The 14,418-nt window shown below is 60.2% G+C and carries 15 protein-coding genes; 6 read left to right on the forward strand and 9 right to left on the reverse strand.

Translation table 11 applies throughout. The features are described from left to right. Positions 1–116 precede the first annotated feature (116 nt). The 8 genes from DXD94_RS07655 to DXD94_RS07690 form a co-directional block, all read right to left on the reverse strand. The gene (locus tag DXD94_RS07655; RefSeq protein ID WP_117763710.1) at positions 117–1,412 is read right to left on the reverse strand and encodes an ATP-binding protein; all 1,296 of its coding nucleotides are present in this window, start codon (positions 1,410–1,412) and stop codon (positions 117–119) included. After that, a complete protein-coding gene (locus DXD94_RS07660; RefSeq protein ID WP_233540344.1) occupies positions 1,405–3,165 on the reverse strand; it encodes a TerB N-terminal domain-containing protein in 1,761 nt (586 codons plus the stop codon). The genes DXD94_RS07655 and DXD94_RS07660 overlap by 8 nt, the downstream gene beginning before the upstream one ends. 88 nt (positions 3,166–3,253) lie before the next feature. Further along, complete coding sequence (locus DXD94_RS07665; protein ID WP_233540345.1) at positions 3,254–4,039, reverse strand: DUF554 domain-containing protein; 786 nt, start codon at positions 4,037–4,039, stop codon at positions 3,254–3,256. Positions 4,040–4,088: 49 nt separating this feature from the next. Further along, entirely contained in the window at positions 4,089–5,519 is a 1,431-nt protein-coding gene (locus tag DXD94_RS07670; protein ID WP_117763711.1) for a hypothetical protein, read from the reverse strand. Between the two features lie 18 nt (positions 5,520–5,537). After that, complete coding sequence (locus tag DXD94_RS09680) at positions 5,538–5,753, reverse strand: hypothetical protein (protein WP_158564811.1); 216 nt, start codon at positions 5,751–5,753, stop codon at positions 5,538–5,540. Between the two features lie 49 nt (positions 5,754–5,802). Further along, entirely contained in the window at positions 5,803–6,402 is a 600-nt protein-coding gene (locus DXD94_RS07680; RefSeq protein ID WP_117763713.1) for a hypothetical protein, read from the reverse strand. A 90-nt stretch (positions 6,403–6,492) separates the two neighbouring features. Then, positions 6,493–7,002, reverse strand: coding sequence for a hypothetical protein (locus tag DXD94_RS07685; protein ID WP_117763714.1), 510 nt, complete (start codon positions 7,000–7,002; stop codon positions 6,493–6,495). Beyond that, entirely contained in the window at positions 6,999–7,295 is a 297-nt protein-coding gene (locus DXD94_RS07690; RefSeq protein WP_117746255.1) for a hypothetical protein, read from the reverse strand. Before DXD94_RS07690 ends, DXD94_RS07685 begins: the two co-directional genes overlap by 4 nt. 346 nt (positions 7,296–7,641) lie before the next feature. Here DXD94_RS07690 and DXD94_RS07695 point away from each other — a divergent pair, with 346 nt between their 5' ends. The 3 genes from DXD94_RS07695 to DXD94_RS07705 are packed head-to-tail and all read left to right on the forward strand — an operon-like array spanning position 7,642 to position 11,267. Further along, positions 7,642–9,243, forward strand: coding sequence for an FAD-binding oxidoreductase (locus DXD94_RS07695; RefSeq protein ID WP_233540346.1), 1,602 nt, complete (start codon positions 7,642–7,644; stop codon positions 9,241–9,243). Between the two features lie 2 nt (positions 9,244–9,245). Next, on the forward strand, positions 9,246–10,061 hold the full coding sequence (locus tag DXD94_RS07700; protein ID WP_117763715.1) for an electron transfer flavoprotein subunit beta/FixA family protein: 816 nt from the start codon (positions 9,246–9,248) through the stop codon (positions 10,059–10,061). Then, a complete protein-coding gene (locus DXD94_RS07705; RefSeq protein WP_117763716.1) occupies positions 10,062–11,267 on the forward strand; it encodes an electron transfer flavoprotein subunit alpha in 1,206 nt (401 codons plus the stop codon). Here DXD94_RS07705 and DXD94_RS07710 read toward each other — a convergent pair. After that, positions 11,264–12,076, reverse strand: coding sequence for an HD domain-containing protein (locus tag DXD94_RS07710; protein WP_117763717.1), 813 nt, complete (start codon positions 12,074–12,076; stop codon positions 11,264–11,266). The genes DXD94_RS07705 and DXD94_RS07710 overlap by 4 nt on opposite strands. A 137-nt stretch (positions 12,077–12,213) precedes the next feature. Here DXD94_RS07710 and DXD94_RS07715 point away from each other — a divergent pair, with 137 nt between their 5' ends. The 3 genes from DXD94_RS07715 to DXD94_RS07725 all read left to right on the forward strand — a co-directional run bounded on the left by DXD94_RS07715 (position 12,214) and on the right by DXD94_RS07725 (position 14,384). Continuing rightward, a complete protein-coding gene (locus tag DXD94_RS07715) occupies positions 12,214–12,906 on the forward strand; it encodes an AzlC family ABC transporter permease (protein ID WP_117763718.1) in 693 nt (230 codons plus the stop codon). Beyond that, positions 12,896–13,219, forward strand: a complete 324-nt coding sequence (locus DXD94_RS07720; RefSeq protein WP_117763719.1) for an AzlD domain-containing protein — start codon at positions 12,896–12,898, stop codon at positions 13,217–13,219. The genes DXD94_RS07715 and DXD94_RS07720 overlap by 11 nt, the downstream gene beginning before the upstream one ends. A gap of 142 nt (positions 13,220–13,361) precedes the next feature. Then, on the forward strand, positions 13,362–14,384 hold the full coding sequence (locus DXD94_RS07725) for a 2-keto-3-deoxygluconate permease (RefSeq protein ID WP_117763720.1): 1,023 nt from the start codon (positions 13,362–13,364) through the stop codon (positions 14,382–14,384). Positions 14,385–14,418 lie beyond the last annotated feature (34 nt).

Here is a 14,418-nt window from a genome sequence, read left to right on the forward strand (position 1 = left end):
GGGGCCTCCTTTCAACAACGGGTTATCAAACGCAACGGGCAATGGGTCGTCGAATTGCAATATCGGCATTTGCCCAGATAAAACCTGCCAAAATAAACCTGTCCCTTTTTGGCAGGTTAGATGGTGAACTCGGCGAAGCTGCGCGCATCGGATGACGCGGGCGATTCGCCGGCTGGCGCGAGAGTATCGCCACCGACGCTTTGCAGCAACTCGGCTACGCTGGCATAGGGGTTCTGACACAGGATATCGAGCAACTCGATAAAGTCACGAATGACTTCACGCGGCGTCAGGTGCGTATCGGCTCCCACGCGACCGAACTCAATCTTGAGGAAGTCCACCAGGTCGTTCTCGGTAAGCGTGGGCGTCCAGCCAAAGTAGCCGGCATGGATCTGCATGAGTTTTTCGATGAGCACCAGCAGCTCCTCATAGGTGAGTGGCTGCAGGCGGATGATGGGCGCGAGCATGTCCTTAAGGTCCTCGCGTGCAAAGCGGCCCTGGGCGAGTCGGCTGCGTAGGGCCTCGTAGGAAAACACACCGCGGCGGCGGTCCTCGATGGAGGTCGGCGTGCCACCCATGATCATGCCCAGGTACTGCGCCTTGCCCTGAAGTGTGTCGTTGTACATGGTCAGGATTTTCTCGTAGTTGTACTGGCGCGTGATGGCGTTGGGAATCTTATACAGATTCACGAGCTCGTCAATGAGCACCAGCATGCCTTTGTAGCCGCTGCAAACCAAAAAACGCGCGATGAGTTTGACGTAGTCGTACCAGTCGTCATCGCTGATGATGGTTGAGGAGCCCAGCTCGGCGCGAGCCTCGCTCTTGGTGCGGTATTCGCCGCGGATCCATTTGGTCACGCGGCTCATGGCCTCTTCGTCGCCCTCGGATACGGCCGCGCGATAGCGGCGAAGCATGCGGGTGAAGTCGAAGCCGTGGACCATCTCCTCGAGCGGGGCTAGTTGGGCATTGACGACCGACTCGTCGACGTCGGCACACGAGGCGACCCAACGATCCAGGATAAGGTTGAGCGCACCGCCCTCGGGGCGCGTTTTAGTCGATATATTGCGGATGAGCTCGCGGTAGGTGGCAAGGCCCTGTCCCTGACCGCCCTGGAGACGGCGCTCAGGGGATAGATCGGCATCGGCGACGACGAACCCCTCGCCCATGGCGTGCGTGCGGATGGTTTGGAGTAAAAAGCTCTTGCCGGCGCCGTAGCGACCGACCAGAAAGCGGAAGCTCGCGCCACCGTCGGCGATGAGGCTCAGATCGGTGAGCAGGGCGCGGATCTCGACCTCGCGTCCTACGGTGATGTAGGGAAGGCCGATGCGCGGGACCACGCCGCCCTTGAGCGAGTTGAGAATGACGGCGGCGACGCGCTTGGGCACGCGGGGTGCTGCGGATGCGGTATCACTCATGGTCTAGGTATCCTCTCACGTCTGCTTCGTAGTCCTCAATAATCTGCGGTCCTGCAGCTCCAAACTCAATTACGGTGTCGCCCACCAGGTCAAAGAGCGCCTCGTTGATGTGATCGACGAGCATGTCCTCGCTCTGCCCCGACCTCTCAACCGCCGACGCCGCCTGCGCCGTGTTCTGCTCGAGCAGTGCGCGCAGATAGACGGCTGCGGCTGGTGCGAGTTCGTTCGCAGCGTCAGCGGAGACAGTTGCTGTGAACGCGGGCGTCGGCACAAGAAGCGGCGCCACGGCACCAAACTGGTCGGTGGATATGGTCGGCTCGTCGGCATCATCCTGCCCCATGGGCACCGTGACCGCCTCGGCAATCACGTCGGACGCGGGCTTGGCTTCCAGCTGCTCGGAGCCCGCCACGTCAACCTGTGCGAGCGCATCGTCCTCGCGCTCCTCGTCGATCAAAAGCGCCTCGCGCGTTTGCGCGGCGGCGCTCCGAATGTGCCCCAGCTGACTCAGATCGATATCGATCTTGACGGGCTGGTGTGCGGCGTCCCATGAAAGCCATGCCACAATCTCGTCATCGATAATCTTGGCCAGATATTTGGGGACCTTTTCTTCCTTAAGGGGATGGGCGGGGTCCAGCGCCAGGCGCAGGCGTTGGTCGCAGGCGCGCATCATTTCACCGAGCTTGCTGCTCTTTTGCCTACTACCGTGGATACGCATGCATTCCCAAAAGCCGTTTTGGCAACGGTAGATATGGATAGGATCTAGGCGATATTCGCAGTCCTCGTGGCGCTCGGGCGCAAAGAATACGGCCGAGGCAAACATGGTGTAGGGCATGGCCGTCTCCTCCCCAAATAAACTCGCCACGATGCCGGTCTTTCGGTGCGTGTCATAGTAGCGCGCCATGCGGACATACACGGCGCACGCCACGTGGCGCAGATCGCGGTGGTGGCTGCGGTCGAGCCGCGAGTTACTTAGGTTATACGTGGAGAGGGCATTGATAGCGGCCATGAGTCGCTCCTCGCGCACCTCATCGGGCGGAAGGGGGAGCGTGGGCTCGGAGGTTTTGCGACGCTTGGGGGGCTGGCCGGACGGTGCCGGTGCTGGTACAAGGTCTCGTGCCGCGCGCCGCAGCTCGATAAGGGCGTTATCGAACATGACGGTTTTAGAGTCACGAAGCAGCTTGGGGTCGAGCCTGTGGAACACGGCGTAGTCCTGCAGCCACACGCGCGCAAACCTGTCGATGCCGGGCTCGAAGGCGCGATAGACATCCCAAAAAGCCTCGATCTTGTTAAAACCATCGAGCGGGTCATCTACGCCAATGCCGCAAATCAACTCATAGAGATACAGAAAGGCAAACGAGGTCGATGTCTCCTCAATATTCCCGCGGCGCACTTGGGCGCGCCAGGTAAAGTAGCCGCGCAGCTGCCGGTCGCTCATGGCGTTGTAGGTGGGAAAGTACGACTTAAAGGTGCCGTTGTAGGGACAGTCGTCCTCAAAGTCGGCCATCAGCAGGCCTTGGCGGTAGAAAAGCTCGGCCTCCGAAAGCCAACGGCCCGCGCCGCCCTTTGGGTCTTCTTGCCAACGCGATATCTCACGCATCTTGCGGTATTGGTCGGGGAGGAAGTTCTGCATCTGTCGGCCGGTCTTGAGAATCGGCTCGTCTGCGTAGATTTCGTTTGAGAAACGGGCGGACTGATGGGTCCGAGCCTCGGCCATAATGCGCTCGATGAGCATTTTGATGTCCTGGTCGGCCACCGCTTCTCCTCTCCTAACGCAGCTTCGGTGACCTCATATCATAGCACAGCATCAAACAGGTGTTCGAGATACTGCTGCGTAGATAGATTTAGAACAGGAGGGCGTAGATGACGGCGATGACGACGGAGGGAAGCATATTGGCCGTACGGAAGGTCTGAGGACGGATGAGGTTGACGCCGACGCAGAAGATGAGCATGGAGCCTACGAGCGAAAGGCTGTTGAGGGCCGCTGTGGTCATGATGGGGGAGAGCGCGCCGGCAAACAACGTGATCGTCCCCTGGAACACGGCGACGGGCAGGGCCGAGAAGATGCAGCCGCGGCCAAGCGAGGCCGTCATGGTGCAGACGATGATGCAGTCCAGTGCGCCCTTGAGGGCAAGCGTTGACCAGTCGCCGAGCAGGCCGTCCTGGATCGATCCCACAATGGCCATGGCGCCAATGCACACGGTGAGTGAAGTCGAGACAAAAGCGTTGGTGAACTCGTTATCGCCCTCACTGCCAGTCTTGCGCTTGAGCCATTCGCCAAGGTTCTCGATGGCGGCTTCCAAGTTGACGGCCTCGCCGATGAGCGAACCGACCGCAAATGAGACGATGAGCATGGTGGTACCGGTGGTCGCCAGCGCCTTCCCATCGATAAGGAGCATCTTTTGCATGGTGCCGCCAAGGCCGATAAACAGGACGCACAGCCCCGATGCTTTCATGAGCGTGTCTTGGATGCGCGGTGTAATGAAGCGGCCGCCCGCTAATCCCAAAAGACCGCCCGCAATCAAAAGCACAACGTTGATGATTGTTCCCAAGCCCGGCATGAGCCCTCCCGTATTGATGCCAACGTGGCAATCGTAGCAGAGTGGAATGCGAGGTACATCGCGACTCATCTAATACGTTATATAAGTGGCATTAGCAACGACGCACAGCATTTAAGCCTCAGGTGGTTGTCGGGACATAGGGATAGTATTCAAAGCGCAGTGTCATAAGCCGCTGTGGGGATTCAATAGCCGCGGCAATGATATTGGCATCGCGGGCACGATCAAACCCTTCGAGTTCGATCTGATACGAGACGTCTTGCATAATGTCCAGACGTCGCCAGGCTAGGAGTGTGTCACCATCGAATTCTAAGGTCTTGCCTCCGTCTGGAGCAACGGCGTATAAACGCAGCTTGGCGGTGGTTGCAGGGTCGACAACCGTGACCTTTTTAATTTCGTTTCGAGTATTCTTGGCGCCCAACAAGGTGAGCAGTGTTGGGGCCACGACCTCGCCCGATGGCAAAAAGACGACTTCGATGGATTCAGGAAATGCGATGATGGCTGACTTGCGGACGGGCTGATTGGCGGCGGCAACTTCGATGTTCGCAGCGTCGACGACCTCTGTGTGGTCGAGCGCGGCAAGCACGCAGCAGTTGCCTTCATCGATCTCTTGAGGATCAGCAAGCCCCAGACTGTCCGCGAACTCGGGATCGTTTGGATCGGCAGCGGGCTCATTCGGCGCTTCGAAAGAAGCTGGGACGCTGTTTGTCGGCGACGGCGTGTCGCCCGCACCTGCTTCTTTGTCCGCGCTCTCTTCTTGTATGGTTGCGTTGATGGGTTCGTCGTTTGGGGGGAGCGTCTTGGCGTCAAACGCGGAGGGGAGAATTCCGATGGCTCCGGATCCGTTCCACTCCATTTCGAGAAGCGCCGGGTCGGCAAGAATGCGTTGCCTGCTTTGCGCGCGGGCATCGATTTCAATAGGGCCTGCCTCTATCCCTCGTGTAAGGCTGAGTGATCCGGCTGGCTTCTCGAAATAAGCGTCTGTGTCTTTGGTACTGACGGCGTAGAACAGCAGGGACGCTTCTCCCGCCGCGATGGCATCGGTACCGGCTTTGGTCAGCCGCAACGATGCCGTGAATGAGAGGGTGGGCTGCGTGTCGTCTGCATTCGCGGCGGCGCAGCCCAGACATATACCGCCTCCTTTCTCAAAAAACGTACCGTCGAAGGCGACCTTCGCTCCGTTCGCCGAGTCATCGACCGAAGCGATGTCGATGCGCAGCTCTAAATTGCATGGATCGCCATCTGCATCGAGCACAACCGAGCGCCACGTGCAGACGGCGCACCCCGCCTGGGAGCCGTTTGCCTTGTTCGAACGATTGATATCCACGACTATCGAGCCGTCCGTATTACGACGAAGGCATCCCGAGGTTGAGATTGCGGCCTGTGCGATCGAAAAACGCTTGCACGCAATGGCGCTCGACGGATTTGGTGCGGAGCTTAGGGCCGCTGGTAAGGAGTCTGCCATGACAGGAGTCGCCCAAGCGGCGACAGGCGTTCCGGTTGCGAGCGCGCCGCAGAGTGCGACGACGGGCAAAAGGTTCTTCGATGCCATGGGGTCTCCTTAGCTAATTTAGTGCGGCCTGTCCGTGTTTTGTTTCTGGCTGTGTTTGATGTGCAGACCGAGGCCGGCGGTTCCCGCGCCTGCTGCTGCGGCGCCTGCTGCCAAGAGCCATCGTTTGTCGCCTGTCTGCGCCAACGGTTCCTCGCGGTCGCTGCGGTCGAGCTCCGAGAGGTCGACCGTCACTTGCGTGGCGGCCTGCGCCTGTTCTTGCTGGGCAAAGGCCATGGCTGGCCCAAACGCTAGGATGCTGACGGCGGCGGCCAGGGCGACGGCCTTATGCCGTGTGCGCACCGGGCTCGACCGTCCAGGTGATCGTTGCAACCTGATCGCCTTCGCCGGTTACGCGGAAGATGTCGCGCGTGACGCGGGCGACGTTTCCGCTTGTCTTGAGCTTAATTTTGTCCGTGCCGCCGGCAATGCCCTGGTAGCCCATGTCGAAGGCTGCGTTCTTGGAAAGATCGAGGCCCGTCTCCTGCATTGCGGCGCTGGCGTTCTGGAGTGCGCCGTCGGGGCCGACCTTAAAGTCGATGGAGTTCTGTGCGGTTCCGGCTTTGGCGTCGGCAGCAATGGTCCAGGTGTTCATGGCGTCGATCTTCATGTTGGTGACATGGATGCCGTAGGCCGAATGATTGTCGATGGTGGTCGCGTCTTCTGAGGGGCCCTGAAGCGTGCCGTCGGCCTTGGCGACGAAGGGAATAACCGTCGGAACTTTGAACTCAACGTTGTCGATCTCGGTCCTGACCATTACTTTCGTGGTTCCAACGCGCCCGGCCGCCATAGCTGGCGTCGGGGCGGCGCCCATTGCGAGCGCGAGCGCGAGCCCCGCGCCCACGACGAGCGCTCTGGCTCCGTTCATGTTCCTGGTGATGTCCATGGTCGTTCCTTTCTATTCGCCGCGGGCCGTCCCCGCGATGATTGGACGAATGCTGGTGAATTGCGTGCGGTGCCGCGTCGGCCGGAAAAGCTAGTTCTCGGCTTGCTCAACCCGCACCTTGACACGTGTCGGATTGCCGTGGCTGTCGAGGGTCTTGGCATCGAGTGCCTGGATCTCGATGTACGCCTCGCCTTCTTTGATGTTGCCGGCGGGGCACGTTTCGATTGTCTTGCCGGTCTCGACCACACCGGATTCGTACATGGTCTCGTCGTTTTGGATGACGCGGAATCGCTGGGGAAATTTATTGTCTTGGACGTTTTGCACGTTGACGCGCAGCTTGCCGTCCTCCTGCAGCTGAGCGACCGGTGCGACCGAAATCGTCATCATGTTGTCGCGGACTATGGCGTCGAGCTCATCTTGGATTTCCTGACGCGTTTTGCCCTCGGCCGTCGTAACCGAAGCGCCCGCCTCGGGTACGGGCTGCGACTGCCAAGCGTATAGTCCTACGGCGACAAGGGCACAGACGATGGCCAAGCAGGCAACGATGAGCTTCTTGCGACGACCCAGGCCTGCAAAGTGGGGTGGCTTCTTCGCGCTCATGCGGCATCCTTGGCGGTATAGATGCGCGCAAAGGTGGACGGGTTCGCTCCAAAGAGCATGTGAAGCATCAGGCGGCGTGAGTAGACAAGCTCGTCGAAGTCGGGAGGGAGCTCGATGTCGTGGATATGCGCGATGCGGTGGGCGAGCGCCGAGAACGACTCGGGGTCGCAGATCACATCGGTGGTAACGTGGTAGACCGTCGTATCGGGGAATGCCTCTTCGTCGAAAGGCAGGAGATGGGGATCGTCGTCGACTTCGATGGCGATGCCGTACTGGGGCCAGTAATATGCCATGGGAACCTCCCTGCTTCTGGGGCCAAAACTTCTGTCGGTTTTGGCTGTCGATGCCGACCGTATCAGCCGTTACTTGACCAATTGCTGACCAAATGCTTGACGGATTGGCGTCTCCGCAGGTAAAAGGCGGCAAAAAATACTCCAACTTTTTTCGAGCGGCAATCGCGCGGTCAGTGACGGCGGGGCCATATGTGTTAAAAGCATCGTCTGCCGAGGAAATCCAGCCGCTCGCCGAATTGCACGAACGTAAAAATCGCCAATTATGGAGACGGTCTCGAACACGTCGACGAAACGATGCGGTAACATCTCCCTGCAAACACTGTAGTTAGCTAAAGGGGGAGTTCGCGTGTCTGTAACCATCAAACCCTTCACCGACGAGTTCGAAGAGTATGGCCGCGATGAATCTCGCGTATCGGGCGAAGCATCGAGCATCTCGTTTCCGACAACGGAAGACGAGGTCCGTGCCATTTTGGAAAAGCTCCATGCCGAGCGTGTCCCGGTAACGGTTCAGGGCGCCCGAACCGGCCTTGCCGCCGGTGCCGTGCCCCACGGCGGGCATATCCTCAATACTTCCCGTATGAATCGCTACTTGGGCCTTCGCCGCGATGAACAAGGCCAATTTTTGCTGCGCGTGGAGCCGGGCGTTGTGCTCTCGGAGCTGCGCAAGCAGCTGAGCAAGAAGGTGCTGCCGACCGCTGGTTGGGACCAGGCATCGCTTAAGGCCTACGATGAGTTTCAAGAGGCCCCCGAGCAGTTCTTTCCCACCGATCCCACCGAGGCGTCTGCCTGTCTGGGCGGCATGGCGGCATGTAACGCCTCCGGTGCCCGCAGTTACGCCTACGGCCCCATGCGCCCGCATATCACGGGACTCCACGTCGCGCTGGCTGATGGTGATTTGCTTGAGCTTCAGCGCGGCGAGGCTTTTGCCCAGGGCCGCCACCTGTCGCTCGTGACGGCAGAGGGCCACACACTCGAGCTCGATCTTCCTGGCTACACCATGCCCAAGACCAAAAATGCCTCGGGTTATTTTGTTGCGGACGATATGGACGCCATCGACCTCTTTATCGGCGCTTGCGGCACGCTCGGCGTTATCACCGAGCTCGAGATTGCCCTGCAAGCGGCGCCTGCGGTCGTTTGGGGCGTGAGCTGTTTCTTTGACAGCGAAGACAAGGCCGTGTCCTTCACCGATTCCGTGCGTCCCGTCCTGTCCCATGCGGCTGCCATCGAGTACTTCGACGCTGGCGCCCTGGATATTCTACGTCGCCAGCGCGAGCAGTCGACGGCGTTTGCCTCGCTGCCGGCGCTCGACAAAGAGGCCAAGGTCTGTGTCTACGTGGAGCTCGACTGCGACGACGAAGTTCAGGCGACTGAGGAGCTGTATCACTTGGGGTGGGTACTGGAGCTTGCGGGTGGCCGCGACGACGCGACCTGGGTTGCGCGCACCGAGGTCGATCGCGAATGCCAGCGGTTCTTCCGCCATGCGGTGCCCGAGAGCGTCAACATGCTCATCGACGAGCGCCGCCGCACGGATCCCGCCATCACCAAACTGGGCTCGGACATGTCGGTACCCAATGCACGCTTGGCCGATGTCATCGCCCTTTATCGCCGCACGTTGGCCGAAAGTGGGCTTGAATCTGCCGCCTGGGGGCACATCGGTAACAACCATCTGCATGTGAACATTCTGCCGCGCGATGCGCAGGAATACCGCCGCGGCGGAGAACTCTTTGCCCGGTGGGCTTCCGAGGTCACGGTCATGGGCGGCGCCGTCTCCGCCGAACACGGTGTCGGCAAGATCAAGGCGGGCTTCTTGGAGACGATGTACGGTCACGAGGCCATGGTCGAGTCGGCACGGCTTAAGCTCCAGCTCGATCCTGCCGGGCAGCTGGGCCGCGGTAACCTGTTTTCGGAGAAGCTCTTGGATGAGCTCGTCCAGAAAGGGGGCGCGTGAAGATGAGCGATTTCCATATGGTGGTGTGCGTCAAGGCCGTGCCGGGAAGCACCGAGGTCAAGATGGACCCCAAGACCAATACCATCGTGCGCGATGGCAAACAGGCGGTCATTAATCCCTTTGACGCGAGCGCTTTGGAATGCGCGCTGGCGCTGAAGGACGACTTTATCGGCTTTGGCATGGATGTGCGCGTGACGGTGGTGTCGATGGGCATCCCCGCGACCGAGTCGCTGCTGCGCGACTGCATCGCTCGAGGCGCCGACGACGCGCTGCTGCTGACCGATCGCGCCTTTGCAGGTGCCGATACCCTGGCAACCACCTATGCCCTCAAGTGCGGCATCGAGGCGCTCGACGAGGACTTCGACCTGCTCATCTGCGGCAAGATGGCGGTGGATGGCGATACGGCCCAGATTGGTCCCGAGCTTGCCGGTGCCTTTGATATTCCCTGCGTGACCGACGTGAGCTGCGTGCAGAGCGCGGGCTTTACGACCTGTGGCTCGCTGGCGCTCGTTCACGGATGCGATGCCGGCGAGGAGACGGTGTACCTGGAGATGCCGTGTGCGATGACGACCGCCAAGGAGATTGGCCAGTTGCGTATGCCGAGTATTGCCGGTATCCGCGCGGCGGAGGAGGCGGACGTGCGCGTGGTCAGTGCCGCCGACGTGAACGCCGACCCCGCGCGTTGCGGTCTTGCCGGGTCGCCGACACAGGTCGTGCGCTCGTTTGTGCCCGACCGTGACCAAACGTGCGAGGCCGTTGAGGGAACGGCGTCCGAGCAGGCGGTAAAACTTGCCAAGATTATCGAGGAGATGGCATAGATGAGCGGACTGATAATCGATAGCGAGGCCTGCGTTGGCTGTGGCCGCTGCGTTCGCGCCTGCGCCTCGGGTGGCATTGTGGTGGAGGGCGAGCGCCCCAACCGTTGCGCCCGCGTAACCGACGGCTGCATCCTGTGCGGCGGGTGCGTCGACGCCTGCCCCGTCAGCGCTATCTCGATTGAGCGCGACGAGGCCGCTGGCGCGGTGGACCTTGATGCATATCGAGACATTTGGGTCTTCGTGCAGACTGACGAACACGACGCCGTGGCTCCTGTGGCCTACGAGCTCATGGGTAAGGGCCGCGAGCTTGCCGATGCTCGCGGCTGCCGTCTGGTCGCACTGGTCGGTATGGGCCCCGAGGGTTCTCTCGGTGACCTGGAGCATCTGGTTTACGCCGGTGCAGACGAGGTCCTGGTCTGTCGCGACGAGCGTCTGCGCCAGAACGACGCGGAGGTTTACGCCCGCCTGATCTGCGATTTGGTGGCAGAGCGCAAGCCCGAGGCCATTCTGTACGGTGCGACCGCCTTTGGCCGCGAGCTGGCGCCTGGCGTTGCCGTGCGTTTGCAGACGGGCCTTACGGCCGACTGCACCGTGCTTTCGATGGATGCGGAGACGGGCTTGCTGCAGCAGACGCGCCCGGCGTTTGGCGGCAACTTGATGGCCACCATCATTTGCCCCAACCACCGTCCGCAGATGGCAACGGTGCGCCCCGGCATCTTTAAGGCTCCCGACTTCGACTACGGCCGTTCCGGCACGATTGCCCAGGTGATGCTTGCGGAGGACGTTAAGGCCCGTGTCGAGATCTCGATTCCCGCCGAGGAGTGGGGACAGCAGGCCTCAATTGCCGATGCCGAGCGTCTGGTCGTGGTGGGCCGCGGCATTGGCTCCAAGAAAAACCTACCGCTGATGCGAAAGCTTGCCGAGGCTCTGGGTGCCGAGCTTGGCTGCACGCGCCCCGTGGTGGAGGCCGGCTGGCTGGAGTATCGCCATCAAATTGGCCAGACGGGTGTATCGGTCTCGCCCAAGCTCCTCGTGAGCATCGGTGTCTCGGGTGCTATCCAGCATCTCGCCGGCATCGGTGGGGCGGAGTGCATTATCGCCATCAATGAGGACCCGGATGCCCCCATCTTTGGCGCCGCCCAGTACAAGGTTGTTGGAAACGCCGTCGAGGTCGTTGAGGAGTTGCTGGCTCAGCTCGAGTGCTAAGCGCTTGCCAGCCAGCGGCGCAGCTCGTCCTTAAGGCGGCTCCAGGTTGCCTGCGTGGTGGGGTCGATAAAGGGTCGCGTAATGCCAAAGGGCGCGTCGAGCAGGCGATAGATATCGCCTTGCTCGCGCGCCAGCGCACGGCTTGTCGGATAGACGAGCTCAAACATAAAGCAGATGAGTCCCACCAGGTAGTCTGCGGGCTCGTTGCGTTCATCGCGTGCGACGCAGCGGTGCTCGTCAAAGGCGGCCAGCGTCGGTGCCGAGAAGCGACTGGCTACAAACGCGTCCTCATCCACTTTGAGGATAGTGTCGACAGTGCTGTCGGCGATGGTGCGCATAATGTCGATCTTGTCGCCATCGCGCACGATATCGCAGAAGCTCCGCGTGCGCTCGTCGAGCTGCGCGGGTAGACGGAAATCACTGTGATAGGCAATGCTCGCTCGGATGAGCTCATCTTCTGCCGGGTCATCGATAAAGTCGCGAATGCTCGTTACGGCGGGCGCATCGGCGGGATTCTCGCCAAAGAGAACCTCGACGCCCAACGCCGCATGGCTCATGCTCTCGGCATCTTTAAACGTGTCCCAGCGTCGCAGCTGTTCAAAACGACCCATATCGTGCAGCAGTCCGCACAGCCACGCCAGGTCAATGTCCTGCGGTGACCAACCTTGTTTACGTGCCACGGCATCGCATGCCTCGGCAACATGATACGTATGCTCGATTTTGAGTGCGATACGTGGATTGGCGGCATCGTAGGCATCGGTATAGGTCTTAAAGGCCGCAGCTGCCCGCACACGATCGATAGCTGTCATAATGACTTCCTAAAAAGTTGTGTCTTTCTGTATCTTTAGATCCGGTGGCAATTGTAGGTGATGTCGGTTGCTGCCGGACGATGATTCTGCCGTGTCGTTGAATGCAGAACGGATAACTTGTCGGGACGAGGAGCGTTATGGTGCTCAAAATCATTAAAACCGTCTGGCCGGTGATGCTTACCTATGTTGCGATAGGTGCGCCGTGCGGAATGATTATGGCGCAGACGGGGATGGAACCATGGATGGTTTTTGCCCTGAGCAGCACGTTTGTGACGGGCTGCGGACAGTTTATGGCCTGCAACCTGTGGCTGGCGGGCGTGCCTGCGGCATCGATCGTCGCTAGCGTCGCCGCAATCTCCTCGCGCTTTGCACTTTACTCGGCATCGATCGCACCGCATCTGGCGGGCGCCTCGAAGCGTCAGACGCTGGCCGTTGCCGCGACGCTCACCGAGGAGGCATATGGCATCTCGCTTGCCAAGTTGATTGAGGGGCAAGATTGGGGTCCGCGCGAGTCCTTTGCGCTCAACGTGATTCTCATCGCAACATGGGGCGTCTCGTGCACAATGGGCGCCGTTGTCGGTGCCGTTGTCGATGTCCCCACCGCTCTTGCAAGTTTTGTCTGCACATCGCTCTTTATCTGCCTGCTCTTTTCGCAGCGACTGTCGCGTGGCGATGCCGTAGCTGCCGTTTTGGCTGCGGCATCCGTCGCCGTATGCAAGTTCTTGGGGTGGACGAATGTTGCCGTGCCGGTAAGCGTACTCGTCGGCGTTGCCGCGGCGCTCGTGTGCGATGCCCTCGCCGAAGGAAGGGGTGCTCGCGATGCCCGTTAACGAGTTTTTGGTCCTGTGGCTTTCGTCGTGGGCGGCCATCGCGTTTTTCCGCATTGCCCCGGCGTTTGCTTTGCGTGGGAGAACGCTTTCACTCCGCGTTACCGAGGCCTTGGGCTATATTCCGCCCGCTGCCTTTGCGGCGCTAGTCGCTAACGACCTGATAAGCCCCGGCGCTTTCGATGCCGGCTTGTGGCAGGGCTTGATTCCCTGGATCGCATCTGCCGGCGTCGTGGCGGTGGTAATCAAGACAAAGTCGATGCTGTGGTGCTGCGTCTCGGGCATCGTGCTCTATATCGTTTTGAGCCTCGTATAAGAGCAAGGCGCGTTTACCGTCTCGACTTTGCGAATCGAATTTCTCACCGAGCCTGTCTGCTTCTTCTGGTACCATGGTCAAACTTTACTGTAGCAAAGTATGACGTGGGCTTTTGTGTCCCATCAACGGAAATGGGGGTTTCATGGCACAGGAAGCGACCGCCAACGAGCAAAAGAAATTCAAAGTACCGCGAATCCCGGGCGACATCATGATCTACCCGATGATCGTCGGTCTTTTGCTCAATACCTTCTGCCCGCAGGTCTTCGAGATCGGTGGCTTCTTTACCGCCGCCTGTCGCGGCGGTTCCAATACCATCGTCGCCGCGATCCTGCTCTTCGTGGGTGCCGGCATCAGCTTTAAGTCCACGCCGGGCGCTATCAAGACCGGCGTCGTCGTACTGATCCCTAAGCTTGTGGTGGCAGCCGCGCTGGGCCTGGGCGTTGCGTATTTCTTTAACGACAACTTTTTGGGCCTGAGCTCGGTCTCCATTATCGGCGGCATCACCTTCTGCAACATGGCGCTCTATACGGGCATCATGGGCGAGTTTGGCGATGAGTCCGAGCAGGGCGCCGTGGGCATCCTGTTCTTTACGGCCGGCCCCGCCGTCACCATGATCATCCTGGGCGTTTCTGGTCTTGCTAACATCCCGCTGGGCACCATCGTCGGCTCCATCCTGCCGCTTGTCATCGGTATGGTTTTGGGCAACCTCTTCCCGTTCATAAAGAACCTGCTGGTTCCCGGCACCAATCCCGCGATTGCCGTCATCGGATTTCAGCTTGGTGCATCCATGAGCCTGTCGAGCTTTGTCACTGGTGGCATTTCCGGCATCTTGCTGGGCCTTGTTACGTTGTTTGTCGTCGGTCCCATCACCTTTGCGTTCGAGCGCCTGTGCGGTGGTAACGGCAAGGCCGCCGTGGCTTGCTCCACCATCGCCGGCACGGCTATGACCACGCCGGTTGCTCTTGCCGAGGTGGCGCCGCGCTATGCAGAGCTTGCGCCCGCCGCGTACGCCCAGATCGCCACCGCTGTTATCATCACGGCGATCATGGCTCCGATTCTTACTGGCTGGGTCGATAAGAAGTTCTGCCAGGGCAAGGAGGACCTGTCGTCCGCCGGTGTCGAGGCCATCGAGGAAGCCGTCGCGACCGACATCTATGGCGAGTAGCAATCGTCATTCATCAATGATGCCGGCGCGCAAT

It is taken from the genome of Collinsella sp. TM10-22 (genome assembly GCF_003466125.1).
GTDB lineage: Bacteria > Actinomycetota > Coriobacteriia > Coriobacteriales > Coriobacteriaceae > Collinsella.